The 25,305-nt window shown below is 71.0% G+C and carries 19 protein-coding genes; 17 read left to right on the top strand and 2 right to left on the bottom strand.

What is annotated here, in order from left to right; all coding sequences use genetic code 11:
* Window positions 1-21: 21 nt before the first annotated feature.
* Window positions 22-2,349: a glycoside hydrolase family 3 N-terminal domain-containing protein gene (locus QFZ58_RS11515; RefSeq protein ID WP_307124831.1), complete on the bottom strand. Its 2,328-nt coding sequence runs from the start codon at window positions 2,347-2,349 to the stop codon at window positions 22-24.
* 98 nt (window positions 2,350-2,447) lie between these two features.
* On the opposite strand from QFZ58_RS11515, the gene QFZ58_RS11510 reads away from it, so the two are divergent.
* The 9 genes from QFZ58_RS11510 to cimA all read left to right on the top strand — a co-directional run bounded on the left by QFZ58_RS11510 (window position 2,448) and on the right by cimA (window position 12,523).
* A complete protein-coding gene (locus tag QFZ58_RS11510; protein ID WP_307124830.1) occupies window positions 2,448-3,047 on the top strand; it encodes a TetR/AcrR family transcriptional regulator in 600 nt (199 codons plus the stop codon).
* Window positions 3,048-3,374: 327 nt separating this feature from the next.
* Window positions 3,375-3,503 (top strand): hypothetical protein, encoded by a 129-nt coding sequence (locus tag QFZ58_RS11505; protein ID WP_307124829.1) that lies wholly within the window; start codon window positions 3,375-3,377, stop codon window positions 3,501-3,503.
* A gap of 86 nt (window positions 3,504-3,589) precedes the next feature.
* Window positions 3,590-4,633, top strand: a complete 1,044-nt coding sequence (locus tag QFZ58_RS11500; RefSeq protein ID WP_307124828.1) for a 3-isopropylmalate dehydrogenase — start codon at window positions 3,590-3,592, stop codon at window positions 4,631-4,633.
* 271 nt (window positions 4,634-4,904) lie between these two features.
* Window positions 4,905-6,008 (top strand): branched-chain amino acid aminotransferase, encoded by a 1,104-nt coding sequence (locus QFZ58_RS11495; RefSeq protein ID WP_307124827.1) that lies wholly within the window; start codon window positions 4,905-4,907, stop codon window positions 6,006-6,008.
* Window positions 6,009-6,350: 342 nt separating this feature from the next.
* The gene (gene ureA, locus QFZ58_RS11490; protein WP_307124826.1) at window positions 6,351-7,079 is read left to right on the top strand and encodes an urease subunit gamma; all 729 of its coding nucleotides are present in this window, start codon (window positions 6,351-6,353) and stop codon (window positions 7,077-7,079) included.
* Window positions 7,079-8,761 carry an urease subunit alpha gene (locus tag QFZ58_RS11485; RefSeq protein WP_307124825.1) on the top strand — a complete coding sequence of 561 codons (1,683 nt, stop codon included), beginning with the start codon at window positions 7,079-7,081 and terminating at the stop codon, window positions 8,759-8,761. The genes ureA and QFZ58_RS11485 overlap by 1 nt, the downstream gene beginning before the upstream one ends.
* A gap of 222 nt (window positions 8,762-8,983) precedes the next feature.
* Entirely contained in the window at window positions 8,984-10,000 is a 1,017-nt protein-coding gene (locus QFZ58_RS11480; protein WP_307124824.1) for an agmatine/peptidylarginine deiminase, read from the top strand.
* A gap of 4 nt (window positions 10,001-10,004) precedes the next feature.
* Window positions 10,005-10,637 (top strand): TetR/AcrR family transcriptional regulator, encoded by a 633-nt coding sequence (locus tag QFZ58_RS11475; protein ID WP_307124823.1) that lies wholly within the window; start codon window positions 10,005-10,007, stop codon window positions 10,635-10,637.
* Window positions 10,638-10,915: 278 nt separating this feature from the next.
* Window positions 10,916-12,523, top strand: a complete 1,608-nt coding sequence (cimA, locus tag QFZ58_RS11470; protein WP_307124822.1) for a citramalate synthase — start codon at window positions 10,916-10,918, stop codon at window positions 12,521-12,523.
* 110 nt (window positions 12,524-12,633) lie between these two features.
* Here cimA and QFZ58_RS11465 read toward each other — a convergent pair whose 3' ends face one another.
* Window positions 12,634-14,502, bottom strand: a complete 1,869-nt coding sequence (locus QFZ58_RS11465) for a ricin-type beta-trefoil lectin domain protein (protein WP_307124821.1) — start codon at window positions 14,500-14,502, stop codon at window positions 12,634-12,636.
* 301 nt (window positions 14,503-14,803) lie between these two features.
* Between QFZ58_RS11465 and QFZ58_RS11460 the strand changes: the two genes are divergently transcribed.
* The 8 genes from QFZ58_RS11460 (at window position 14,804) to QFZ58_RS11425 (ending at window position 25,303) form a co-directional block, all read left to right on the top strand.
* Entirely contained in the window at window positions 14,804-15,778 is a 975-nt protein-coding gene (locus QFZ58_RS11460) for a LacI family DNA-binding transcriptional regulator (protein WP_307124820.1), read from the top strand.
* Window positions 15,779-15,956: 178 nt separating this feature from the next.
* Window positions 15,957-17,636 (top strand): ABC transporter substrate-binding protein, encoded by a 1,680-nt coding sequence (locus QFZ58_RS11455; RefSeq protein ID WP_307124819.1) that lies wholly within the window; start codon window positions 15,957-15,959, stop codon window positions 17,634-17,636.
* Window positions 17,637-17,655: 19 nt separating this feature from the next.
* Complete coding sequence (locus tag QFZ58_RS11450) at window positions 17,656-18,711, top strand: ABC transporter ATP-binding protein (RefSeq protein ID WP_307124818.1); 1,056 nt, start codon at window positions 17,656-17,658, stop codon at window positions 18,709-18,711.
* Window positions 18,708-19,688, top strand: coding sequence for an ABC transporter permease (locus QFZ58_RS11445; RefSeq protein ID WP_307124817.1), 981 nt, complete (start codon window positions 18,708-18,710; stop codon window positions 19,686-19,688). Before QFZ58_RS11450 ends, QFZ58_RS11445 begins: the two co-directional genes overlap by 4 nt.
* 196 nt (window positions 19,689-19,884) lie before the next feature.
* Window positions 19,885-20,961 (top strand): ABC transporter permease, encoded by a 1,077-nt coding sequence (locus QFZ58_RS11440; RefSeq protein ID WP_307124816.1) that lies wholly within the window; start codon window positions 19,885-19,887, stop codon window positions 20,959-20,961.
* Window positions 20,958-21,944, top strand: coding sequence for an ABC transporter ATP-binding protein (locus tag QFZ58_RS11435; RefSeq protein ID WP_307124815.1), 987 nt, complete (start codon window positions 20,958-20,960; stop codon window positions 21,942-21,944). Before QFZ58_RS11440 ends, QFZ58_RS11435 begins: the two co-directional genes overlap by 4 nt.
* 50 nt (window positions 21,945-21,994) lie before the next feature.
* Window positions 21,995-23,416, top strand: coding sequence for a GH1 family beta-glucosidase (locus QFZ58_RS11430; protein WP_307124814.1), 1,422 nt, complete (start codon window positions 21,995-21,997; stop codon window positions 23,414-23,416).
* Window positions 23,417-23,428: 12 nt separating this feature from the next.
* Complete coding sequence (locus QFZ58_RS11425; RefSeq protein WP_307124813.1) at window positions 23,429-25,303, top strand: discoidin domain-containing protein; 1,875 nt, start codon at window positions 23,429-23,431, stop codon at window positions 25,301-25,303.
* Window positions 25,304-25,305: the final 2 nt, after the last annotated feature.

The raw sequence follows: 25,305 nt of genomic DNA, 5'->3' as shown, positions 1-25,305 counted from the left end.
CGGTACGGCGCGGCGCCCGTCTCAGCCCTTCACGGTGAAGCCGGCCCGCAGCAGGGCGTCGTCGCGGGAGGACGGGCCGACGAGCAGTTCGAAGGCACCCGGCTCGACGACGCGGTCGCCCCTGGCGTCCACGAGGGTGCACTCGGACACCGGCAGCTCCAGCTGTACCTCGCGCTCCTCGCCCGGGGCGAGCGTGACCTGCCGGTAGGCCTTCAGCTCCTTCTCGGCCCACGTCACGGACGTCACGGTGTCGCTGAGGTACACCTGCACCGTCTCCAGAGCCGGGCGGGCTCCGGTGTTGCGGACGGTGACGCGTGCCCGCACGGTGTCGTCCGGTCCGACGGCCGGTGTGAGCACTTCCAGATCCGTGTACGTGACGGTGGTGTAGCTCAGTCCCTCGCCGAACACGAACGCCGGACACTGGGTGAGGTCGGCGTACCGGGTGCCGTGCTGGCCGCGGATCTGGTTGTAGTACGTCGGCTGCTGGCCGGCGTGCCGGGCGAAGGAGAGGGGCAGGCGCCCCGTCGGCTCGACGAGCCCGAGCAGCAGCTCGGCGACGGCCCGGCCGCCCTGCATGCCCGGGTTGAAGGCGTGCACGATCGCCGCCGCGCCGAGTGCCGAGGGCGGAAGGACGAGCGGCTTCGAGCTGATGACCACGACGACGAGCGGCTTGCCCGTCGCGGCGAGCGCGTCGAGCAGCGCGACCTGGTCGCCGACGAGTTCCAGGGTCGCGGTCGAACGCCCCTCGCCGATCAGCTCGATGCGGTCACCCACCACGGCGACGACGTGGTCGGCGGCCTCGGCGGCCGCGACCGCCTCACGGATCAGGGACTCGGACGGCTCCGCGGGGACGACGACATCGGGGCGGGGCTGCCCGTCGGGGAAGAACGCTCCTTCCGGGTCGGGTCCCACGCCGAGGATCTCGGCCCCGCGGGCGTACGAGACGGTCCAGTCGGCCGGGACGTGCTCGCGGAAGCCGTCGAGCACCGTGCGGATCATGGGGCGCGGGTGACCGTCCGGCAGCCAGTCCGCCTGGCCCGAGGAGCCGGCCCAGTCGCCGAGCTGGGTCTGCGCGTCGTCGGCGTTGGGCCCGATGACGGCGACCGTGCGCGGTGCCGTGCCGGGGCCCGCGGCGGCGCGGCCGCCCTCGCCCGGCCGCAGGCCGCCGGCCAGGGGCAGGGTGCCGTCGTTGGTGAGCAGGACCAGGGAGCGGCGGGCGGCCTCCAGATTCAGCTCGGCGTGCCCGGCGCTGCCGATGACGGCGGCCTGCCGGGCGGCGTCGGGGTGCCTCGGGTTCTCGAACAGGCCCAGCTCGAACTTGAGGGTCAGGATGCGCCGGACCGCCGCGTCGATGTTCGCTTCGTCGAGAATGCCCTGGGCGACCGCCTCCTGCGCCCCCTCGAAGAACTTGGGCGTGGTCATCACCATGTCGTTGCCGGCGCGGACCGCGGCGGCGGCGGCCTGGGTGTAGTCGCCGTAGATCTGCTGCTCCCACACCATGCGGCCGACGTTGTCCCAGTCCGTGACCAGCGTGCCGGTGTAACCCCACTCGCCGCGCAGCACCTCGTTCAGGAGCCAGTCGTTGACCGTGACGGGCACCCCGTCCATGGACTGGTAGCCGAGCATGAACGTGCGGCAGCCCTCGCGGGCGACCCGCTCGAAGGGGGGCAGGAACCAGGAGCGCAGCTTGCGCCGCGAGATGTCGGCCTCGCTCGCGTCGCGGCCGCCCTGCGTCTCGGAGTAGCCCGCGAAGTGCTTGGCGCAGGCGAGGACCGCCGTCGGGTCGTCCAGGCCCCCGCCCTGGTAGCCGCGCACCATCGCCGAGGCGAGTTCGCCGATGAGGAAGGGGTCCTCCCCGAACGTCTCGCTGACCCGGCCCCAGCGCAGGTCCCGGGTGATGCAGAGCACGGGCGAGAACGTCCAGTGGACGCCGGTCGCCGCGACCTCGACGGCCGTGGCCCGGGCGATGCGCTCCACGAGACCGGCGTCCCAGGTCGCGGCCATGCCGAGCTGCGTGGGGTAGATGGTGGCGCCCTCCCAGAAGGAGTGGCCGTGGATGCAGTCCTCGGCGACCAGCAGCGGGATGCGCAGGCGGGTGTGCTCGGTGAGCGCCGCCGCCTCCAGGACCCGGTCGGGCGCGGCGTGGAGGATCGACCCCACGTGCAGGTCCTCGACGAGGTGCCGTACTCCGTCCTTGGCGTTGAGCTGGAGCATCTGGCCGGTCTTCTCGGCCAGCGTCATGCGGCCGAGGAGGTCGTCGACCCGCTCGGCGACGGGCAGCGCGGGGTCGAGGTAGGGCAGGGAGGGGGCCACGGGGGGTCCTTTCGCGACACGGTTCCGGTCCACCATAGAGTCAATCCCGACCACTCGGTAGGTATCTTCGGGTGTGCGAATCTGACTGTCGTGCCGGCCGGACACGCCGGCGGACCGAACCGTGGGAGTGGCGAGTGGCGGCCGAAGCGCGGCGTGGCTACGCGAAGGGCCGCGCGAGGCGTCGCGAGATCCTCGACCAGGCCATGGCCCTGTTCGGCGAGGCGGGTTACCGGGGTGCGTCCCTGCGCACGATCGCGAGCAGGTGCGGAATCTCCCACCCCGGTCTGCTGCACCACTTCCCGACCAAGGAGTCCCTGCTGCTCGCGGTGCTCGAACACCGCGACGAGGTGGACGGGGAGTGGCTCTCGCTCGGCGGGACCAGCGGCGTCGGCCGGCTGCGCAGGTACGCCGAGCTCGCGGCGCTGAACGCCACCCGGCGCGGGATCGTCGAGCTGTTCTCGGTCGTCTCCACCGAAGCCACGGCGGCCGATCACCCCGCCCACGCGTACTTCGTGCGGCGCTACCGCGATTCGGTCTCCGGGGCGGAGCTCGCCTATGCGCAGGCCCTCGCGGACGGTGCGCTCCGGGCCGGCGTCGCGCCGGACGCCGCGGGGCAGCAGCTGATCGCCCTGATGGACGGGCTCCAGGTGCAGTGGCTCCTGGGGGGCGGCGTGACGGACATGGCGGGCGTCCTGCGGGCCCATGTCCAGGCCCAGCTCACCGTCCCGCTCTGAGCGTCCAGCCGCAGCGGCGGGACGGGCGCGTCAGGGGGTGTGCCCCGGACCCGGAGACCCGCTCCGGGCGAGGGCCCCGTCTCAGATAGTAGGAAGTCCGAGTATCTGTGGAGACAGATGGCTCCCGCTGTCCTAGCTTTGTAGGAGCCGAACGATTCGCGCGATCCAGCGACCGGCGGTCGTGAGCACGTGCCCCGAAGCAGGCAACCCCTGCGGCACCGGCTCCCCGCCCCTTCCGGCGCCTCGACGTCACGATCTCGATCCCGACATCACGTCACGCGAAGTCCCGATCCCGAAATCCACGCGATCTCAAGGAGTCGATCCCTCATGGCCGAGACCTCTGTCCGCCGCGTCCGCCACACCCCGCGCTCCGCCGAGTCCGAGCGCAAGAACGCAGCCGCCGCCCTGCAGCGGGCCCTCGACCGCCGGGACAACGGCGGATCCACGGGTCACTGACAGCCGGGACCCGCCGCGCGACAACCCGTGCGTCCGAATACTGGACGGCGAATGTCATGTGGTGGGACGAGTATTAGGGTGCCTCCATGTCTCGCAGCATCAATCTCGCAGTGATCCCCGGCGACGGTATCGGCCAGGAGGTCGTGACCCAGGGCCTCAAGGTTCTCAACGCTGTTCTCCCGCAGGATGTGAAGCTGGAGACCAAGGAGTACGACCTCGGCGCCCAGCGATGGCACCGCACCGGTGAAACCCTCCCGGACGCGGAGCTCGAGGCTCTCAAGAGCCACGACGCCATCCTCCTCGGCGCCATCGGTGACCCGTCCGTGCCCTCGGGCGTGCTGGAGCGCGGGCTGCTGCTGAAGTTGCGCTTCGCCTTCGACCACTTCGTCAACCTGAGGCCGTCGAAGCTCTTCCCGAACACCGCGACGCCGCTGGCGGGTCGCCCCGAGATCGACTTCGTCGTCGTCCGTGAGGGCACCGAGGGCCCCTACACGGGCAACGGCGGTTCCCTGCGCACCGGTACGGAGCACGAGGTCGCCACCGAGGTCAGCGTCAACACCGCCTACGGTGTCGAGCGCGTCGTCCGTGACGCCTTCGCGCGTGCCGCCGCCCGTCCGCGCAAGAAGCTGACGCTGGTCCACAAGAACAACGTCCTGGTGTACGCGGGCCACCTGTGGAAGAACATCTTCGACAAGGTCGCGGCCGAGTACCCCGAGGTCACCACCGACTACCTGCACGTCGACGCCGCGACGATCTTCTTCGTCACCCAGCCCGAGCGCTTCGACGTCATCGTCACGGACAACCTCTTCGGTGACATCCTCACCGACCTCGCCGCTGCCGTGACCGGGGGCATCGGCCTGGCCGCGTCCGGGAACATCAACCCGACGGGCGCCTTCCCGTCCATGTTCGAGCCCGTCCACGGCACCGCACCCGACATCGCGGGCCAGGGCAAGGCCGACCCGACCGCCACGATCCTCTCCGTCGCCCTCCTGCTGCGCCACCTCGGTCACGAGACCGAGGCCGCCCGCATCGAGGAGGCCGTCTCCGCCGACCTCGCGGAGCGCGACGGAGCCGCCGCACGCACCACCGACGAGATCGGCGACGCGCTCGCGGTACGCGTAGCGAGCTGACCCGACGCCTCCACTTCGAAGCCGCCGGGTCGCATCCGCACCCGGCGGCTTCACCTCGCGGTCCCCGGGTGCCACCATCGACCCCTGGACCGTGTTTTCACGTCACCGCAAACGTGCCATTTCGTGCAGAGCCGCCCCCGAGCGATAATCGAACGCGGGGCCGTGGCTCGCGGTAGAGCTCGGACGTCCTACGACCTGCCCGATGCGAGTCGGACGGGAGCGGGCGTGAGCGCGGTCCATCACACACAAGACCGGTGAAGGACACGCACTCATGACGACGCCCACGATCGAGCTCAAGCCCTCCTCGAACCCGCTGTCCGACGCGGAGCGGGAGGCGGCCATGGCCGATCCCGGATTCGGCCGGCACTTCACCGACCACATGGTGACGATCAGCTGGACCGAAGGCCGGGGCTGGCACGACGCCCAGCTCGTCCCGTACGGCCCGCTGTCGCTCGACCCGGCCAACATGACCCTGCACTACGCGCAGGAGATCTTCGAGGGCCTCAAGGCCTACCGCCGGCCCGACGGGACGGTCGCGACCTTCCGCCCGGAGGTCAACGCCGCGCGCTTCCAGCGCTCCGCCGCCCGCCTCGCGATGCCCGAGCTCCCCGTCGAGACGTTCATCGAGGCCTGCGACGCGCTGGTCCGGCAGGACGAGGCCTGGGTCCCGCCGCACGGCGGCGAGGAGTCCCTGTACCTGCGCCCGTTCATGATCGCCGCCGAGGTCGGGCTGGGTGTGCGGCCCGCCAACGAGTACCTCTTCATCGTCATCGCCTCGCCGGCCGGCGCCTACTTCCCCGGCGGCGTGAAGCCGGTCTCCATCTGGCTCTCCCAGGACCGGGTGCGTGCCGTCCCCGGCGGCATGGGCGACGCCAAGACCGGCGGCAACTACGCCGCCTCCCTCCTCGCCCAGGCCGAGGCCGCCGCGAAGGGCTGCGACCAGGTCGCCTACCTCGACGCCGTCGAGCACAAGTGGGTCGAGGAGCTGGGCGGCATGAACCTCTACTTCGTGTACGAGCAGGAGGACGGCGGCAAGCGGATCGTCACCCCCTCCCTCACCGGCTCGCTGCTCGCAGGAGTCACCCGCGACTCCCTCCTCACCGTCGCCCGGGACCTCGGCTACGCCTCCGAGGAAGGCCGGGTCTCCATCGACCAGTGGCGCGCCGACACCGCGAACGGCACCCTGACCGAGGTCTTCGCCTGTGGCACCGCGGCCGTCATCACGCCCGTCGGCACCGTGAAGTCCGCGGACGGCGAATGGGTCCAGGGTGACGGCACGCCCGGCGAGGTGACCCTCAAGCTGCGCGAGCGCCTGCTGGACATCCAGCGGGGCATCGCCGAGGACACGCACGGCTGGATGCACCCGCTCGGCTAGGGTCTTCGCCCGGATCGGGCCGGGGCAGGGAGCCGGGCCCGGAATCCGCGCGTCGCAGGGCGGAAAAAGGTGCGGCCCGCCCCCCGCCCCGGACGGAGCCGGGAGTTCGGGGCAGGAGCCGTGGCGACCGACGGCGACGCGTCGAGGCGCGGCTCTCCCGGCAGGCGAGCGGGCAGGCGAGCCCGGCACGCTCCGCACCGCAGAATTCGGTCGACCCGTCCTCTCCACAGGCCGCGCCCCGCATCGGGGCGCGGCCTTCGCCGTACCCACTGCGCCGTACCCGGTTTTGAGCAGCACTCTAACCATGGTTAGAGTGCTGCTCGAACCTGGAGGTGTGGTGACATGCGACTGACCCCGACCGAGCGCGACCGGCTGCTGCTCTTCGGCGCCGCCGAGCTGGCCAGGGCGCGGCGCGCCCGTGGCCTGCGCCTCAACGTCCCCGAGGCGACGGCGCTGATCGCGGACACCGTCTGCGAGGCGGCCAGGGACGGACGCCGGCTGGCGGAGGCGATCGAGGCCGCCCGCACCGTGCTGGGCCCGGACGACGTGCTGCCCGGTGTGGCCGAGGTGGTCACCGAGGTCCAGGTGGAGGCCGTGTTCGACGACGGCTCCCGGCTCGCGGTCGTCAGCCGCCCCCTCGGCGCCGGTTCGCTGGGCGCCGACGCCCCCGGCGCACTCGTTCCGGGCCCCGCGACGCCCCAACCCGAGCCCTCCGTGCGGCTCACCGTCCGCAACACGGCGACCGTCCCGGTCAGCGTGACGTCCCACTTCCACTTCTTCGAGGCCAACCCCCGGCTCCACTTCGACCGAGCGGCGGCGTACGGGATGCGGCTGGGCGTGCCCGCCGGCTCCTCCGTCCGTTTCGGTCCGGGGGAGTCCGTGCGCGTCGCCCTCGTCCCCATCGGCGGGGACCGGATCGCGATCGGCTTCGCCGGGCTCGTCGACGGACCGCTGGACGCGCCGGGAGCGAAGGCGGAGGCACTGCGCAGAGCGGCGGCCTGCGGTTATCTCGGAGCCGGGGCCCAGCCGGACACCGCGACGATCCCCGCACCGGGGGAGGAGGACCACTGATGGATCCCTACGAGTACGCCTCCGTGCACGGTCCGCGCGCCGGGGACCGGGTGAGGCTCGGCGACTCCGGGCTGACCGTCCGCGTGGAGTCCGACGCCCAGAAGCAGGGCGACGAGTTCCTCGCCGGCTTCGGCAAGACGGCCCGTGACGGCCTGCACCTCAAGGCCGCCGCCGTCCGCGGGACCTGCGACGTGGTCATCAGCAACGTCCTGGTCATCGACGCCGTACTGGGCATCCGGAAGGTGTCCATCGGCATCCGTGAGGGCCGGATCGCCGCGATCGGGCGGGCGGGCAACCCGGACACCCTCGACGGTGTCGACGTGGTGGTCGGCACCGGCACGACCATCGTCTCCGGCGAGGGCATGATCGCGACGGCGGGAGCCGTGGACCCCCATGTCCACCTGCTCTCCCCGCGGATCATGGAGGCATCGCTGGCCTCCGGTGTCACCACCGTCATCGGCCAGGAGTTCGGGCCCGTCTGGGGCGTCGGCGTCAACTCACCCTGGGCCCTGCGCCACGCCTTCAACGCGTTCGACGCCTGGCCCGTCAACATAGGCTTCCTGGGCCGCGGTTCCTCCTCCCACGACGCGCCGCTGGTCGAGGCCCTCGCCGAGGGAGGCGCCTGCGGCTTCAAGGTCCACGAGGACATGGGCGCCCACACCCGTGCCCTGGACACCGCGCTGCGGGTCGCCGAGGAGTACGACGTCCAGGTCGCCCTGCACAGCGACGGGCTGAACGAGTGCCTGTCCGTCGAGGACACCCTGAGCGTGCTCGAAGGCCGCACGATCCACGCCTTCCACATCGAGGGCTGCGGCGGCGGACACGTACCCAACGTGCTGAAGATGGCCGGCGTCCCCAACGTCATCGGGTCCTCCACCAATCCGACGCTCCCCTTCGGACGGGACGCGGTGGCCGAGCACTACGGCATGATCGTCTCCGTCCACGACCTCAAGACCGACCTGCCCGGTGACGCCGCCATGGCCCGCGACCGGATCAGGGCGGGCACGATGGGAGCCGAGGACGTGCTGCACGACCTGGGTGCCATCGGGATCACCTCCTCCGACGCGCAGGGCATGGGGCGGGCCGGGGAGACCGTGCGCCGCACCTTCGCCATGGCCGCGAAGATGAAGAGCGAACTCGGCCCCATGGAGGGCGACGGCCCCGGCGACGACAACGCCCGGGTGCTGCGCTACATCGCCAAGCTCACCATCAACCCCGCCATCGCCCACGGCCTCGCCCACGAAGTCGGCTCCATCGAGACCGGCAAGCTCGCGGACATCGTGCTCTGGCATCCGGAGTTCTTCGGTGCGAAGCCCCAGCTGGTCCTGAAGTCCGGCTTCCCGGCGTACGGCGTCACGGGCGATCCCAACGCCGCCACGGACACCTGCGAACCCCTCGTCCTGGGACCGCAGTTCGGCGCCCACGGGGCCACCGCCGCCGATCTCTCCGTCGCCTTCGTCGCGGAGGCCGCCACCCAGCTGGGCGCCGATCTCATGCCCACCCGCCGCCGCAGGGTCGCGGTCCGCGGCACACGCGGCATCGGACCGGCGGACCTGCGCCTCAACTCCCGTACCGGGAAGGTCTGCGTAGACGGTGAGACCGGCCTCGTCACGCTCGACGGCGATCCGCTGCGCTCACCGGCCGCCGACTCCGTCACGCTCAACCGCCTCTACTTCCTCTAGACCCCGCGCGTCGGGGCCGTGCCGGGCTCACGCGGCCTGGCAGGCACATCCCGGCGAGAGGGCCGGGGGACCCGTCGTCGCCGGCCTCCCGGGCTCGCGGTTTCGCCCGGGCGGCGAGGGGCACCGATCGCTCCGCGTCGACTCCCTCCTCCGCCTCGCAGCCGCACGCACCTGACCCCCTCCCCGATCCGGCCCACCCGCACGAGAGAACCAGGAACCGCCATGACCTTCCGTATGCCGCCCGAGTGGGCCCCGCACGAGCGCACGTGGATGGCCTGGCCCGGCCCCAACCCCACCTTCGCCACCGGCGCCGAGCTGGACGAGGCGCGCCGGGCCTGGGCCGCCGTCGCCCGCGCCGTACGCCGTTTCGAACCCGTCACGGTGATCGCCGGCCCCGGCCAGGAGGACAGCGCCCGCGCCCTCCTCGGGCCGGACATCGAGATCGCCGTCCGCCCGCTGGACGACGCCTGGATGCGGGACATCGGCCCCACCTTCGTCACCGACGGCAGCCGGCTGGCCGCCGTCGACTGGACGTTCAACGGCTGGGGCGCTCAGGGCTGGGCCCGCTGGGAGCACGACCGGCACATCGCCCGTACGGTCGCGGAGCTCGCCGGCGTCCCCGTGCACAGCTCGCCCCTGGTCAACGAGGGCGGCGCGATCCACGTCGACGGCGAGGGCACCGTCCTGCTCACCGAGACCGTCCAGCTCGGCAGGGAACGCAACCCCGGCTGGACCCGGCAGGCCGTCGAGGACGAGATCCACGCCCGGCTGGGCACCGAGAAGGCCGTCTGGCTGCCGCGCGGCCTGACCGGCGACTACGGCACGTACGGCACCCTCGGCCATGTCGACATCGTGGCCGCCTTCGCCCGCCCCGGCCTGGTGGTCGCCCACGTGCAGCCGGACCCGGCCCACCCGGACCACGAAATCACCCGCGAGACGGTACGCCTCCTGCGCGCAGCCACCGACGCGGGCGGACGCCCGCTGGAGGTCGTGGAGATCCCGGCCCCCACGACACCGCGGGGCCCCGACGGCGACTGGGCGGACTACTCCTACATCAACCACTACCTCTGCAACGACGGTGTGATCCTCTGCGCCTTCGACGACCCGAGGGACGACGAGGCGGCGGCCGTATTCGCCGACCTGTTCCCCGGCCGTACGGTGACACCGGTCGACGCCCGTACGATCTTTGCCGGTGGTGGAGGCATCCACTGCATCACGCAGCAGCAACCCAGGATCTGAGACCGTGCCCGACACCCCGCGCCGCCGCAACATCGCCCCGCCCCGGGAGGACGTGCTGGCCGCCGTCATGGCCACCGTCGCCGAACGCGGCCTCGACGGCCTCACGATGGCCGGCCTGGGCCGCGCGGTCCACATGAGCAGCGGACACCTCCTCTACTACTTCCGGACCAAGGACGAGCTGCTGCTGCAGACCCTGGAGTGGAGCGAGGGACGGCTCGGTGCCGAACGCCGGGCCGTGCTCGGCGGCCCGGGCACCGTCCGCGAGCGCCTCGACGCCTACATCGCCCTGTACGTCCCCGCCGGCCACCGCGACCCGCACTGGACGCTCTGGCTGGAGGTCTGGAACCGCTCGCGGAACGCGGACGACGACGCCCGCTCCCGGCAGGCCGCGATCGAGGATGCCTGGCACCGTGACCTGGTGGAGCTGCTGGCCGAAGGCGTCACGCGCGGGGAGTTCCGCGCCGTCGACACCGGCCGGGCCGCGACCCGGCTGAGGGCCCTCCTGGACGGGTTCAGCGTCCACGTCACCGTCGGCATCCCCGGCACCGGGCGGGCACAGGTCCTGGACCAGATGCGCGCCTATGTGGACGAGACGCTCCCGGCCTCCGGCGCGGCGGACATCCCGCCCGCATCCTGAGACAGGGGGGTCCACGGCGGCCGGGCTGTGCAAGACTGCGTGCGTGTCCTCGTCCGCCATGATTATCGGCAGCAGGCGCGCCGGTCCGCAGTGACCGTCCCGTACCACCACGTACGGAGCGGACATCATGCCCCAGACCCGCGCGCAGACCTCTCGCACCCGCGAGGGGTTTTTTCGTTTTCCGGCCCTCACCACGGCCGGGGCGAGGCACGCGAGATGATGGGGGCAAGTGGAGCCGATTCGTCCGGATCCGCTCACCCGACAGGAGTCAGATCAGCATGACCACCAAGGCCACGGCCTCCGACGACAGTTTCCATGTCTTCGACACCACCCTGCGCGACGGGGCGCAGCGTGAAGGCATCAACCTGACGGTCGCGGACAAGCTGACCATCGCCCGGCACCTGGACGACTTCGGCGTGGGTTTCATCGAGGGCGGCTGGCCCGGCGCCAACCCCCGCGACACCGAGTTCTTCGCCCGTGCCCAGCAGGAGATCACCTTCCGGCACGCCCAGCTCGTGGCCTTCGGCGCCACGCGCAGGGCCGGCGGCAAGGCCGCCGAGGACCCCCAGGTCCAGGCGCTCCTGGCATCGGGCGCCCCCGTGATCACCCTGGTCGCCAAGTCCCACGACCGGCACGTGGAACTGGCCCTGCGCACCACCCTCGAGGAGAACCTGGAGATGGTCCGCGACACCGTCGCCCACCTCCGGGAACAGGGGCGCAGGGTCTTCGTCGACTGCGAGCACTTCTTCGACGGCTACCGCGCCGACCCGGAGTACGCCAAGTCGGTCGTCCGCGCCGCCTCCGAGGCCGGCGCCGACGTGGTCATCCTGTGCGACACCAACGGCGGCATGCTCCCCGCGCAGGTGCAGGCCGTCGTCGCCACCGTCCTGGCCGACACCGGCGCCCGGCTCGGCATCCACGCCCAGGACGACACCGGCTGCGCCGTCGCCAACACCCTGGCCGCCGTCGACGCGGGCGCCACCCATGTGCAGTGCACCGCCAACGGGTACGGCGAGCGGGTCGGCAACGCCAACCTCTTCCCCGTCGTCGCGGCCCTGGAACTCAAGTACGGCATGACCGTCCTGCCCGAGGGCGCGCTCGCCGACATGACCCGGATCTCGCACGCCATCGCCGAGGTCGTCAACCTCACGCCCTCCACGCACCAGCCGTACGTGGGAGTGTCCGCCTTCGCCCACAAGGCCGGACTGCACGCCTCCGCGATCAAGGTCGACCCCGACCTGTACCAGCACATCGCCCCGGAGCTGGTCGGCAACACCATGCGGATGCTCGTGTCCGACATGGCGGGCCGCGCCTCGATCGAGCTCAAGGGCAAGGAGCTCGGGATCGACCTGGGCGGCGACCGGGCGCTCGTCGGCCGCGTCGTCGAGCGGGTCAAGGAACGCGAGCTCAAGGGGTACACCTACGAGGCGGCCGACGCCTCCTTCGAGCTGCTGCTGCGCGCGGAGGTCGAGGGCAGGCCCCGCCGCTACTTCCGCGTCGAGTCCTGGCGGGCCATCGTCGAGGACCGCCCGGACGGCACCCACGCCAACGAGGCGACGGTGAAGCTCTGGGCCAAGGGGGAGCGGATCGTCGCGACCGCCGAGGGAAACGGCCCGGTCAACGCCCTGGACCGGGCGCTGCGCGTCGGCCTGGAGCGGATCTACCCGCAGCTGGCCAAGCTGGAGCTCGTCGACTACAAGGTCCGCATCCTGGAGGGCCGCACCGGCACCGAGTCCACCACCCGCGTACTGATCACCACGGGTGACGGATCCGGTGACTGGGCGACGGTGGGCGTGGCCGAGAACGTGATCGCCGCGTCCTGGCAGGCCCTGGAGGACGCCTACACCTACGGCCTGCTGCGGGCCGGCGTGGAGCCCACCGACTAGGGGACGGCCGCGTCCGGGTCGTGGCGGGCCCCCGGGAGAGCCCGGAACCCGTCACGGCTCCGGGCCGGGCGCCACCTCGCGGCCGGGGCACCGGCCGCGAGGCTCGCGTGTCAGCCGAGGTGCCACTTTTGGTTGGCGGCTCCGGTGCAGCTCCAGATCTGCGTACGGGCCCCGTTGGCCGAGGAGCGGTCCACCACGTCGAGGCACTTGTTCGCCGCCGTGTTGACCACGTCCCCGGTGGCGGGGTCGTATCTCCAGCGCTGTGCGCCGGACCCGTTGCAGGTGTACAGCTGGACCTTTGCTCCGTCGGCCGTGGAGCCCGCCGTCACGTCCAGGCAGGCGCCGAGCACCTTGACGGAGCCGTCACCCGCGACCGTCCAGCGCTGGTTGGCCGCACCGGTGCAGTCCCACAGCTGTACGGGCGTGCCGTCCGCGCCGGTGTTGCCGGTGGCGTCCAGGCACTTGCCCCCGAGACCGGTCAGGGCACCGCCGGCGCCCGAGGAACCGGACTGGGTGCCCGACCAGGTGAAGGTCGCCGAGGTGCGGCCCGGCAGCGAGTAGGTGAACGTGCTGCCGCCCCAGTTGACCGTCACCTGCTGTGCGGAGGCGGAGCCGTTGTAGGCGATCAGGGCCTTGGAGCCGTCGGTGTTGCGCCAGGCGACGTTGGGCACGGTGGAGCTGGCGGTGGAGGCGATCCGGGAGGCGCCGGGCCGGACGAACTTCGTCAGGTGGCCCATCGTGTAGTACTCGACCGTGTAGTCGACCTGGCCGTGCCTGCTGTCTCCGTTGTGCACGGTGACCAGCCCGTCGCAGGTGCCGCAGCCGCCGTTGTGGGGGCCCCGGTTCTGGTCCACGGCGAGGGACCACTTGGTCACCGACTTCGCCCAGTTGCGGGTGTAGTCGATGATGTTGAGCATGTCCTCGCGCTGCTGGTCGGCGATCCAGGTGCCGCCCGAGTGCTCGGTCTGGAAGGCGTCCAGCTGGGGGTACCGGTCGTGCACCGCCGTCTGCTTCGCGACATCGCCGCCGTAGCCGTGCCAGGCGATCCCGCCGAAGTTGGGGTGGCTGCGCACCGCCGCGTCGTCGACCGTGGGGGCGGCGTACGCGTCGTAGCTGTCCCAGTTCCAGTCGTGTGCCAGGACCTTGGTCGCCAGGCCGGCGGACCGGAGCTTCGGCAGCAGTTCGTCCTTGGTGAAGTAGGCGAGCCCCGAGCCGTTCCAGCTCATCGACGGATAGCCGGAGCAGCAGGTGGGCTCGTTCTGCGCGGTGACGTAGTCGACGGGGACGCCCTGGGCCTTCCACGCCTGGAGGTACTTCACGAAGTAGTTGGCGTACGCCCCGTAGTTCTCGGCCTTGAGCCAGCCGCCGTCGAGCTGCCCGCTGTCCTTCATCCACGCCGGCGCCGTCCACGGTGAGGCGACGGTCGTCAGGGCCGGGTTGAGCTGCTTCGCCTGCGCGGTGAGCGGCAGGACGTCCTGCAGATCGTGTGCGATCGAGAAGTTGGCGAGGGTGGGGTCCGTCTGCCCGGCGGGCATGTCGTCGTAGGTGTAGCCGAACCGTGCCAGGTCGGATCCGCCCATGGGATTGCGTACGAACGAGAGCCCGATGCCCTCCGTGGGGGAGAAGAGCTTCTTCATGGTGGCGTCGCGGGTCGCCTGGCTGAGGGCTCCGCTGCCCTTCATCAGCCAGGCCGCCGTGTCCGTGAACGAGGCGCCGCCGCCGGTGAAGGTCTGGTAGCGGGTGTTCTCGTCGACGGTGACGGCCGTGCCCTGGTTGCCGTTGCCCGCACCGAAGGAGATCGGGGTCTGCGCCTGGAGGCCGCGGGTGACATGGCGCCCGCCGGAGTCGTCCGTGGTGGTCAGCGCGATGTTCACGCTCTCACCCGTGGCCTGCGCCGTACCGGAGGCGAACCCGGCGAGGCCCGCGGTCGCGAGCGCCGTCGCGACGAGGACTCTCATCGCTCTGCTTGTTCGGATCATGGCTGCTGCCCTTCTCGGCAGAGGTGTGGGGGTGGTGCCGTCGAACGAGCCGTGAGTGAACTGCTCTTACGTGCTCGCGTCAAGAGGCTCTTGCGTTCAAGGAGTGAACACACGGCACCCCGGACCTGCTCCGCCGATGGGTACGGACCAATCTCGGCGTGAAGTATTGACGCCTCTGTTCCGGCGGGGTTAACTCCAGCCGCAACGCCGGTACCGGTTCCGGTACCGGTTGCGGAACCGGTACCGAAGCCGTGGCCGCCGGATTGCTCCGCCCTGTCCCGCCTTGTCCTTGGAGGCCCCGTTGCGTGTCACCATCGCTGATGTCGCCCGCGAGGCCGGCGTCAGCAAGACGACCGTGTCACGGGTCGTCAACCTCAAGGGGGAAGTGGACGGTTCCACGGCTGCCCGTGTTCGTGAAGTGATCGCACACCTCGGCTATGTGCCCAGTTCGGGCGCCGTCGGGCTGGCCCGCGGCAGCAGCCGCACGGTCGGGATGCTGGTGCCCTCGCTCACCTGGCCGTGGATGGGCGAGTTGCTGCAGGGCGTCGTCGACACCGTCGAGGCCGCCGACTACGGACTGCTGCTCTTCACCTGCAACCGGGGCGCGGAGTCCGTGGAGCGCTTCACCAGCCAGGTGTCGGCGCGCGCCTTCGACGGACTCGTCGTCGTCGAACCCGAGAACACCCTTGACCACCTCACCGAACTGCACCGGTCCGGGCTGCCGATCGTGCTCATCGACGATCGCGGCCACCACCCGGAATTCCCCTCCGTCGTGACCACCAACCACGAGGGGGGCGCGTCGGCCGCCCGTCATCTGCGGGCCGGCGGACGCACCAGACCCCTCGTCGTCACGGGGCCCGAGCACTTCGGCTGCGTGCGCGACCGACTCGCCGGATTCCGTGCGGTCCTGCCCACCGACCTCATCGTGCGCGGGGACTTCACCGAACGCTCCGGCCGCCTCGCCGTGGAGGAACTCCTCGCCGAAGGTGCGCAGTTCGACTCGGTCTTCGCCCACAACGACATCACCGCTGCGGGGGTGCTCAGGGCCCTGCGGGCCGCCGGCCGCCGGGTCCCCGACGACATCGCGGTGGTCGGCTTCGACGACATCCCGATGGCCGAGCACACCGAACCGCCGCTGACCACCGTGCGCCAGCCCACGCGCCGCATGGGCGAGGCCGCGGCGCGGCTGCTGCTCTCCCACCTCGGCGGCACCGCCGTACCGGACGGACCGGTCGTGCTGCCCACCGAACTGGTCGTGCGCCACTCGGCGCCGTAACGGACAGGGCCTGCTCCACGGCCCGCGCCCGCCCTCAGCCCCCGACCCGCACCGCCGGTACCGCCCGCGCCGCACCGCCCGTGGCGCGACCCGCCCCACCCCGCACTGCCCGTATCCGGCGCGTCGAGCGCTGCCCACCTCCCGGATCTCCCAGACCCGCAGTCCTTCTGGAGTCGCCATGTCCGTACGCCGTCGCCACACCCTGAGAGCGCTCTCAGCCGCCACCGCCGTGGTCGCGCTCGCCGCCGGCTGCTCGTCCGCCAACTCGGGTGCCAACAAGGGGGGCGGAGCCGGTGCGTCCGGTGTCCTGACCCTCGGCAAGCCGGACGGGCCGCAGACGAACAACAGCAACCCGTTCCTCGCGACCTCGGCGAGCGCCACCCTCGGCTACCGCTACATGATCTACGAGCCGCTGGCGATGACGAACCAGATCCGCCCCACCGACAAGGCCGACCCCTGGCTCGCCACCGACTGGACCTGGGAGTCCAACTTCACCAAGGTCACCTTCACGCTCGACGAGCGGGCCAAGTGGGCCGACGGCAAGCCGCTGACCGCCGCCGACGCCGCCTTCACCTTCGAGCTGCTGAAGAAGCACCCGGCGCTCAACGGCAACGGCATCCCGTACGACGGCGTCACCGTCGAGGGGAACAAGGTCGTCCTGACCTTCAAGGAATCCCAGTTCGTCAACCAGAACAAGATCATCTCGACCTACGTCGTGCCCAAGCACATCTGGGAGAAGGTCGAGAACCCGGAGACCTGGCCCAACCGCACGCCGGTCGGCTCCGGCCCGTACAAGCTGAAGACGTTCACCCCGCAGACCACCACCCTGACCGCCACGCCCACCTACTGGAAGGGCGAGACCAAGGTCAAGGAGCTGCGCTACACGGCGTACAACGACAACAGCGCGGCGACCACGGCCCTGGCGAACGGCAAGGTCGAGTGGTCGTTCGTCTTCATGCCGAACTACAAGCAGCTGTACGTCGCCAAGGATCCCGAGAACCACAAGCTCTGGTTCCCCTCCGGCCTCGGCATCCACGGCCTGTGGTTCAACACCGCCCGCAAGCCGTTCGACAACCCGGCGCTGCGCAAGGCGATGGCCATGGTCGTCGACCGCAGGGCCATCCACGTCCAGGCCGAGGCGACCCTCTACCCGGAGATCACCAACCCGACCGGCATCCCGCTGCCCGCCGGTGAGCCGTTCATCGCGCCGGAGTACAAGAACACCACCACGAAGCCCGATGTGGCCGGAGCCAAGAAGCTCCTCGACGAGGCGGGTTTCAAGCTCGGCGGCGGCGTCCTGAAGGACCCGAGCGGCAAGCCGGTGGAGCTGACCTTCACCGACCCGGCCGGCTGGAACGACTACATCACCGGGCTGTCCATCATCAAGGACAACATCAAGCAGCTGGGTATCGAGGCCAAGGTCAAGACGCAGACCGCGGAGGCCTGGGGCACCGACGTCGCCACCGGCAACTTCGACGCCACCCTGCACTGGACCAACAGCGGCGCCACCCCGTACGACATGTACCAGAACATCATGGACGGGGCGATCCTCCAGCCCGTCGGCAAGACCGCCCAGCTCGGCAACTTCGGGCGCTTCAAGAGCCCGGAGGCCACCTCCCTGCTCAAGCAGTACGCCAACGCCACGGACGACGCCACACGCACCGAGGCCATGAACGCCCTGCAGAAGATCATGGTCGAGCAGGCCCCGGTCATCCCGACGGCCGCGGCCCCCATCGGCGCCGAGTACTCCACGAAGAACTGGGTGGGCTGGCCGACCGAGGCCGACCCGTACGCCGCGCCGCAGCACACCCAGCCCGACGCGCTGGAAGTCGTGCTGAACCTCAAGCCCGCCAAGTAAGTACGGGGAAGAACCGGCCATGACCACCGAACAGTCCGCAGACGTGCGCACCGGGACCGATGTGGTCCTCGAAGCACGCGGAGTCACCAAGCACTTCCCCGTACGGCGCACCGCCGGCGACTTCCTCGCCCGCAGGCATCGCACCGTCCACGCCGTCGACGACGTCTCGCTGCAGCTCCGGCGCGGCACCGTCACGGCTCTGGTGGGGGAGTCCGGCTCGGGCAAGTCCACCGTCGCACGGCTGCTGGCCCAGCTCCACCCGCTCACCGCGGGCGAGATCGAGCTGGGCGGCACGGCGGTGAAAGCCGGGCGTGGCCGGTCCTTCCGTACCTACGTCAAGCAGGTCCAGCTGATCTTCCAGGACCCGTTCGCCTCGCTCAACCCGGTGCACACCGTGCGCTACCACCTGACCCGGGCCCTGAGGATCCACGGCCGGGCGGGGAGCGGGGACACGGAGCTGGAGATGAACCTGGCGGCCCTGCTGGAGCGCGTCCAGCTGACTCCTCCCCGTCAGTTCCTGGACAAGTTCCCGCACGAGCTGTCGGGAGGGCAGCGCCAGCGCGTCGCGATAGCGCGCGCGCTCGGCGCCGACCCCCGGGTCCTGCTGGCCGACGAGCCGGTCTCGATGCTGGACGTGTCGATCCGGCTCGGCGTCCTCAACCTGCTGCGCGACCTCAAGGAGCGTCTGCACCTGGCGATCCTCTACATCACCCACGACATCGCCTCAGCCCGCTACTTCGCGGACACGACCCTGGTGATGTACGCGGGCCGGATCGTCGAGGGCGGGGACAGCGAGACCGTCACCCAGCGCCCCGCGCACCCCTACACGCAGCTGCTGATCGCCTCCGCGCCGGACCCCGACCGGGTGGCCGACGAGGAGGCCCAGGAGGAGACCGGAAGCGGCGAGCCCCCCTCGCTGATCGCCCCGCCGGCCGGCTGCCGCTTCCACCCCCGCTGCCCGAAGGCCATGGAGCGCTGCCGCACCGAACTGCCGCCGCGATTCGACCTGGCGGACGGCCAGTGGGCCGCCTGCTGGCTGTACGACGGCACCACCGCCGAGGGAGCAGCGAAGTGAAGTACATCCTCCAGCGGCTCGCCTTCTACGCGATCACCGCGTGGGCCGCCGTCACCATCAACTTCCTGATCCCGCGCCTGATGCCGGGCGACCCCGTCGAGGCTCTGATGAGCCGCTACCAGGGGCAGCTCGACACCAGCGCCATCGCCTCGCTGAAGGCGCTGTTCGGGCTCGACGAGAACCAGTCCATCTGGTCGCAGTACACCGACTACTGGTCCCACCTGCTCGACGGCGACCTCGGGCTCTCCTTCACCTTCTTCCCGACCCCGGTCGGCGAGGTCATCTCCCAGTCGCTGCCCTGGACGCTCGCGCTGGTCGGCATCACCACACTGATCAGCTTCCTGCTCGGCACCGGCATCGGCGTCTACAGCGGCTGGCGGCGCGGCTCCTGGCTGGACGGGCTGCTGCCCGTGACCACCTTCATCTCGGCCATCCCGTACTTCTGGCTGGGCCTCATCGCCATCGCGCTGTTCGCGGTGAAGTGGCAGATCTTCCCGGCCGCCGGAGGATACGACAACTCCCTGGTCCCGGCCTTCGACTGGCCGTTCATCTCCAGCGCGCTCTACCACGGGGTGCTCCCCGGCGTGACGATCGTGCTGAGCGCCGTCGCCGGCTGGATCCTCGGCATGCGGAACATGATGGTGACGGTCTCCTCCGAGGACTACGTCATGGTGGCGCAGGCCAAGGGGCTGTCCGAGCGGCGCGTGATGTTCTCCTACGCCGCCCGCAACGCCGTCCTGCCCAACATCTCGGGCTTCGCCCTCTCGCTGGGCTTCATCGTCGGCGGCACCCTGCTGGTCGAGATGGTCTTCTCCTACCCGGGCATCGGCTACCAGCTCTTCCAGGCCGTCGGGGCCAAGGACTACCCGCTGATGCAGGGGGTCTTCCTGATCATCACGCTCTCCGTGCTCGCCGCGAACCTGCTGGCCGACATGGCCTACGCCCTCCTCGACCCGCGCACCCGCAAGGAGGCGTAGTGGGCCCCTTTTCCGGGACAGGCCACGGTCGCACGGCCTGGCACGCACTCGCCCGAGGCCCCGTGGGCCAGGGGCGACCCCCAGCGGCGTCGTCGTCGGTCCACACGCTCCGCGTCGCCTCCCTCCTCCGCCTCGCGGCTGCACGCAGCAGACCACGCTCCCTGTTCCGGCCCGTTCCGGAAGAGAGGCCCTGATCATGGCCGTCACCACCACCGACGTCGTCGTCCCGGACGACGCCCCCGCCGCGTCCCGGGCCAGGTTGCGCTTCCTGCGCGGCGGGAAGACCCGCGCCGGGCTGCTGATCCTCGTGTTCTTCGTGATCCTCGCCGTGGCGGGTCCCTGGCTCGCCCCGTACGACCCGGACGCGATGAGCGACCAGTTGCTGCAACCGCCGTCCAGCGGCCACTGGTTCGGTACGACGCAGACCGGGCAGGACGTCCTCTCGCAGATCCTGGTCGGCACCCGTGGGGTGCTGCTCGTCGGATTCCTCGCCGGCATCCTGGCGACCGTACTGTCCGTACTCATCGGGGTCAGTGCGGGATTCCTCGGCGGAGCCGCCGACGAGATCCTCTCGATGCTCTCCAACATCTTCCTCGTCATCCCGGGCCTGCCGCTGATCATCATCATCGCGAGCTTCGTCGAGGACACCGGGGACCTGCTGATCGCCGCCGTCATCGCCCTCACCTCCTGGGCCTGGGGGGCACGGGTCCTGCGCGCCCAGACCCTGTCGCTCAGGCGCCGCGACTACGTGGAGGCCGCCCGTGCCACCGGCGAGTCCACCTGGCGGATCATCCTGTTCGAGGTCATGCCGAACCTCACCGCCGTCATCGCGTCCGGCTTCGTCGGCACCGTCATCTTCGCGATCCTCTCGGAGATCACCCTCGCCTTCATCGGCGTCGCCGACATCTCCCACTGGAACTGGGGGACCGTGCTGTTCTGGGCCCAGTCCAACCAGGCCCTGGCCCAGGGCGCCTGGTGGTGGTTCGTCCCGGCCGGCCTGTGCATCGCCCTCCTGGGCACCGCCCTCTCGCTCATCAACTTCGGCATCGACGAGTTCGTCAACCCGCGCCTGCGCACCGCGACGGGCGCCTCCCGGAAGGTCCGGATGAGGGTGGGCTTCACCCCCGTGGCCCGTACCGCCGCCCCCGAAGAGCCCGTGCCGCCCGCCTTCACCCCGGTGGCCCGCACCGCCGCGGCCCCGCCCGACGGCGCGCCCGCACCGTCCGGCACCCCCGAGTCGCCCGGCAAGCCCAGCAAGGAGCACAGCGCATGACCGCCGAGCCGATCCTCACCATCAGCGGCCTCAACGTCGACTACGGCACCGGCACGAGCGGCGTCCGGGCGCTGCGCGACATCGACCTGACCCTGCACCGGGGCGAAGTCCTCGGCCTGGCGGGCGAGTCGGGGTCCGGCAAGTCCACCCTCGCCTACGCCGTCACCCGGCTGCTCTCGCCGCCCGGGGTGATCACCGGCGGCGACGTCCACTACCACCGGCCGGGAGGCGAGACCGTCGACATCCTCGGGATGACACCGCAGGAGCTGCGCGCCTTCCGCTGGCAGGAGCTGTCGATCGTGTTCCAGGGGGCGATGAACTCGCTCAACCCGGTGCACACCGTCCACAGCCAGCTCACCGACGTACTCGCGGCGCACCGCCCCGGCATGCGGGCCGCCGAGCGGACCGCGCGGGCCGAGGAGCTGCTGAACCTCGTCGGCATCTCCGCCGACCGTCTCGCCGCCTATCCGCACCAGCTCTCCGGCGGCATGCGCCAGCGCGTGATGATCGCGATGGCACTCGCCCTGGAACCCGAGATCGTCATCATGGACGAGCCCACCACAGCGCTCGACGTCGTGATGCAGCGGCAGATCCTGCGCAAACTGGTGGAGCTGAGGGAGCGCCTCTCCTTCTCCGTCGTGTTCATCACCCACGACATCTCGCTGCTGATCGAGTTCTCCGACCGCATCGCGATCATGTACGGAGGACGGATCGTCGAGCAGGCGGGCGCCGCCGAGATCTACCGCGACCCCCGCCACCCCTACAGCGAGGGGCTGCTGCACTCCTTCCCCGCCCTGCACGGCCCCCGCCGGGAGCTCACCGGCATCCCGGGATCACCCCCGCACCTCTCGGCGATGCCCACCGGCTGCGCCTTCCACCCCCGCTGCGGCAAGGCCTTCGAGCCGTGCTCCGAGCGGGTCCCGGTGCTCGCCGCGCCGGACGCCGGCCAGGGCCGCGAGGTCGCCTGCTGGCTGCACCACTGACCGTCCCCGCCCCACGTCCCCCCACAGGACACCCGCAGTTACGGAGAGCCATGAACCTCATCACGCCCCGCAGCAGCCTGCAACCCGCCGCCGTCCAGGGACTCCCTGCCGACTTCCGCTGGGGCGTGGCCACCTCCTCGTACCAGATCGAGGGTGCGGCCTCGGAGGACGGCCGCACCCCGTCGATCTGGGACACCTACTGCCGGGTGCCGGGCGCCGTGCACAACGCGGAGCACGGTGACGTGGCCTGCGACCACTACCACCGGATGCCCGAGGACGTGGAGCTGATCGCGGGCCTCGGCGTCGACACCTACCGCTTCTCGCTGGCCTGGCCGCGCATTCAGCCGGGCGGCCGGGGCCCGGCCAACGCCAAGGGCCTCGACTTCTACAAGCGGCTGGTCGACGAGCTCCAGGGAAGGGACGTCACCCCCTGGATCACCCTCTACCACTGGGACCTGCCGCAGGAGCTGGAGGACGCGGGTGGCTGGCCGGCCCGCGACACCGCCCTGCGGTTCGCCGAGTACGCCATGCTCGCGTACGAGGCCCTCGGCGACCGGGTCGAGCACTGGACGACGCTGAACGAGCCGTGGTGCTCGGCGATGCTCGGCTACGCCTACGGGGCCCACGCCCCCGGCCGCACCGACATGGGCGACGCCATGGGGGCCGTCCACCACCTGCTGCTGGGCCACGGCCTCGCCGCCCGGCAGATGCGCGAGGCGGCCGGCCGCGACCCGCTGGAACTCGGCATCACGCTCAACCTCGGCACGGCCACCCCGGAGACCGGCAGCGAGGCCGACCGGGAGGCCTGCCGCCGGGCCGACGGCATGGGCACCCGCCTCTACCTCGACCCGATCGTCCACGGGCGCTACCCGCAGGACATCGTCGAGGACCTCGCGGCCCAGGGCATCGAACTGCCCGTCCAGGAAGGCGATCTCGCCGCCATCGCGACCCCCCTCGACGTCCTCGGCGTCAACTTCTACCGGGGCGCCCTGTTCTCCGGAGTCACCGAGGACGGATCACCGACCGGTGCCGACGGCCTGCCCGTCGTCCGCGGGGTGGAGCGCGACCTGCCCCGCACCGCCATGGACTGGGAGATCACCCCGACCGAGCTCACCGATCTCCTGCTGCGGCTCCAGCGCGACTACGCGCTGCCGACCGTCATCACGGAGAACGGGGCCGCCTTCGACGACACCGTCGCCGCGGACGGCTCCGTGCCCGACACCGACCGCACCGCCTACCTCGCCGACCACATCGCAGCCGTGTCCGAGGCCCGTCGTCAGGGCGCGGACGTCCGGGGCTACTTCGCCTGGTCACTGATGGACAACTTCGAGTGGGCCTACGGCTACGACAAGCGGTTCGGCATCGTCCGCGTCGACTACGACACACAGGTGCGGACGCTCAAGGACAGCGCCAAGTGGTACCGCGACACGATCCACCTCACCCGGAACGCCCGCACCGACCGACCCGTATAGGAGCACCCCCACATGCCCTCACGTACGACGTTGTTCGCCACCGCCGCCGCACTGGTCGCGCTCGCCACCCCCATGGCCTTCGCAGCCCCCGCTCCCGACCCCGCGGTCACGGCCGCCGCCGCGGCCTGGGACACGGACCGGGCGGCGTCCGCCTACTCCGCGAACCCCGCGGCCGTCACCGCCTCCGGCAGCGAGAACGCGGGTGTGGCACCCGGCGCCGCCACCGACGGCAACGCGGCCACCCGATGGTCGAGCAACTTCGCCGACGACGCCTGGATACGCGTCGACCTCGGCTCCACCATCCGGATCAACCAGGTGAAGCTGGAGTGGGAGGCCGCCTACGGCAAGCGGTACGTCCTCGAGGTCTCCAGGGACGGCACGAACTGGACGCCCTTCTACACGGAGACGGAGGGCACCGGCGGCGCCGTCACCGCCCACACCTACCCGCAGGAGGTCACCGGCCGCTACGTCCGGATGCGCGGCGTGGAGCGGGCCACCCCCTACGGCTACTCGCTCTTCTCCTTCCAGGTGTACGGCGGTGAGCCGGCCCCCGCGTCGGCCACCCGCACGAACCTCGCCCTGAACCACCCCGCCCTCGGCAACCTCTACCAGCACGCCGGGAACTCGCCCGCCTACGTCACCGACGGCGGCTGGCCCGCCGACCTCAAGGCCGACCGCTCCCGCTGGTCCTCCGACTGGAACGCCGACCGCTGGGTCGGCGTCGACCTCGGGGCCACCTCCACCATCAGCAGCCTCGACCTCTACTGGGAGGCGGCCTACGCCGTCGACTACGAGATCCAGGTGTCCGACGACAGCAGGACCTGGCGCACCGTCCACCGCCCCTCCGCCGCCGAGGCCGCCGCCCGCCGCGCCGACGTGAAGTCCCCGGGGGACGCGGTGGGACGCCACGACACCATCACCCTGGCGACCCCGGCCACCGGCCGTTACGTCCGCATGCTCGGCAAGGAGCGCCGCTCCTTCTACAACCCCGCTCCGTCCACCGCCCAGTTCGGCTACTCCCTCTACGAGTTCCAGGTCTGGGGCACCGGCGGCAGCGCGAACGCCGCATATCCGGCGCTGCCCAAGAGCCCCGGCGGCACGTACACCACGAAGTTCTTCGACGACTTCACCGGATCGGGTCTGGACCGCTCCAAGTGGCGTGTGGTGCGCACCGGTACGGAGATGGGCCCGGTGAACGGCGAGTCGCAGGCCTACGTCGACTCGGCCGCCAACATCCGCACCGAGAACGGCGCCCTCGTCCTGGAGTCGAAGTACTGCAAGGGCTGCACCCCGACACCCAACGGCACCTTCGACTTCACCTCCGGCCGCGTCGACACCAACACCAGATTCGACTTCACCTACGGCAAGGTCAGCGCCCGCATGAAGCTGCCGGTGGGCGACGGTTTCTGGCCGGCGTTCTGGATGCTGGGCAGCGACGTCGACGACCCCGCGGTCTCCTGGCCCGGCTCCGGTGAGACGGACATCATGGAGAACATCGGCTACGGCGACTGGACCAGTTCCGCCCTGCACGGGCCCGGTTACTCCGCCGACGGCAACATCGGCAGGCAGCAGACCTTCCCGAACGGCGGCCGGGCCGACCAGTGGCACACCTACGGCGTCGAGTGGACGCCCGAAGGCATGACGTTCACCGTCGACGACCGGATCGTCCAGCAGACCTCCCGTCAGAAGCTCGAGTCGACCCGCGGCAAGTGGGTCTTCGACCACAACCAGTACGTGATCCTCAACCTGGCCCTCGGCGGTGCCTACCCCGCCGGCTGGAACAAGGTCACCCAGCCCTACTGGGGCCTCCCGCAGTCCAGCGTCGACCGCATCGCGCAGGGCGGCGTCAAGGCGGAGATCGACTGGGTGCGGGTCGAACAGAAGTAGCG

It is taken from the genome of Streptomyces sp. B1I3 (genome assembly GCF_030816615.1).
Classification (GTDB): Bacteria; Actinomycetota; Actinomycetes; order Streptomycetales; family Streptomycetaceae; genus Streptomyces.
The sequence above is the reverse complement of the archived record's forward strand: the minus strand, read 5'-3'. Positions and strand labels throughout refer to the sequence as shown.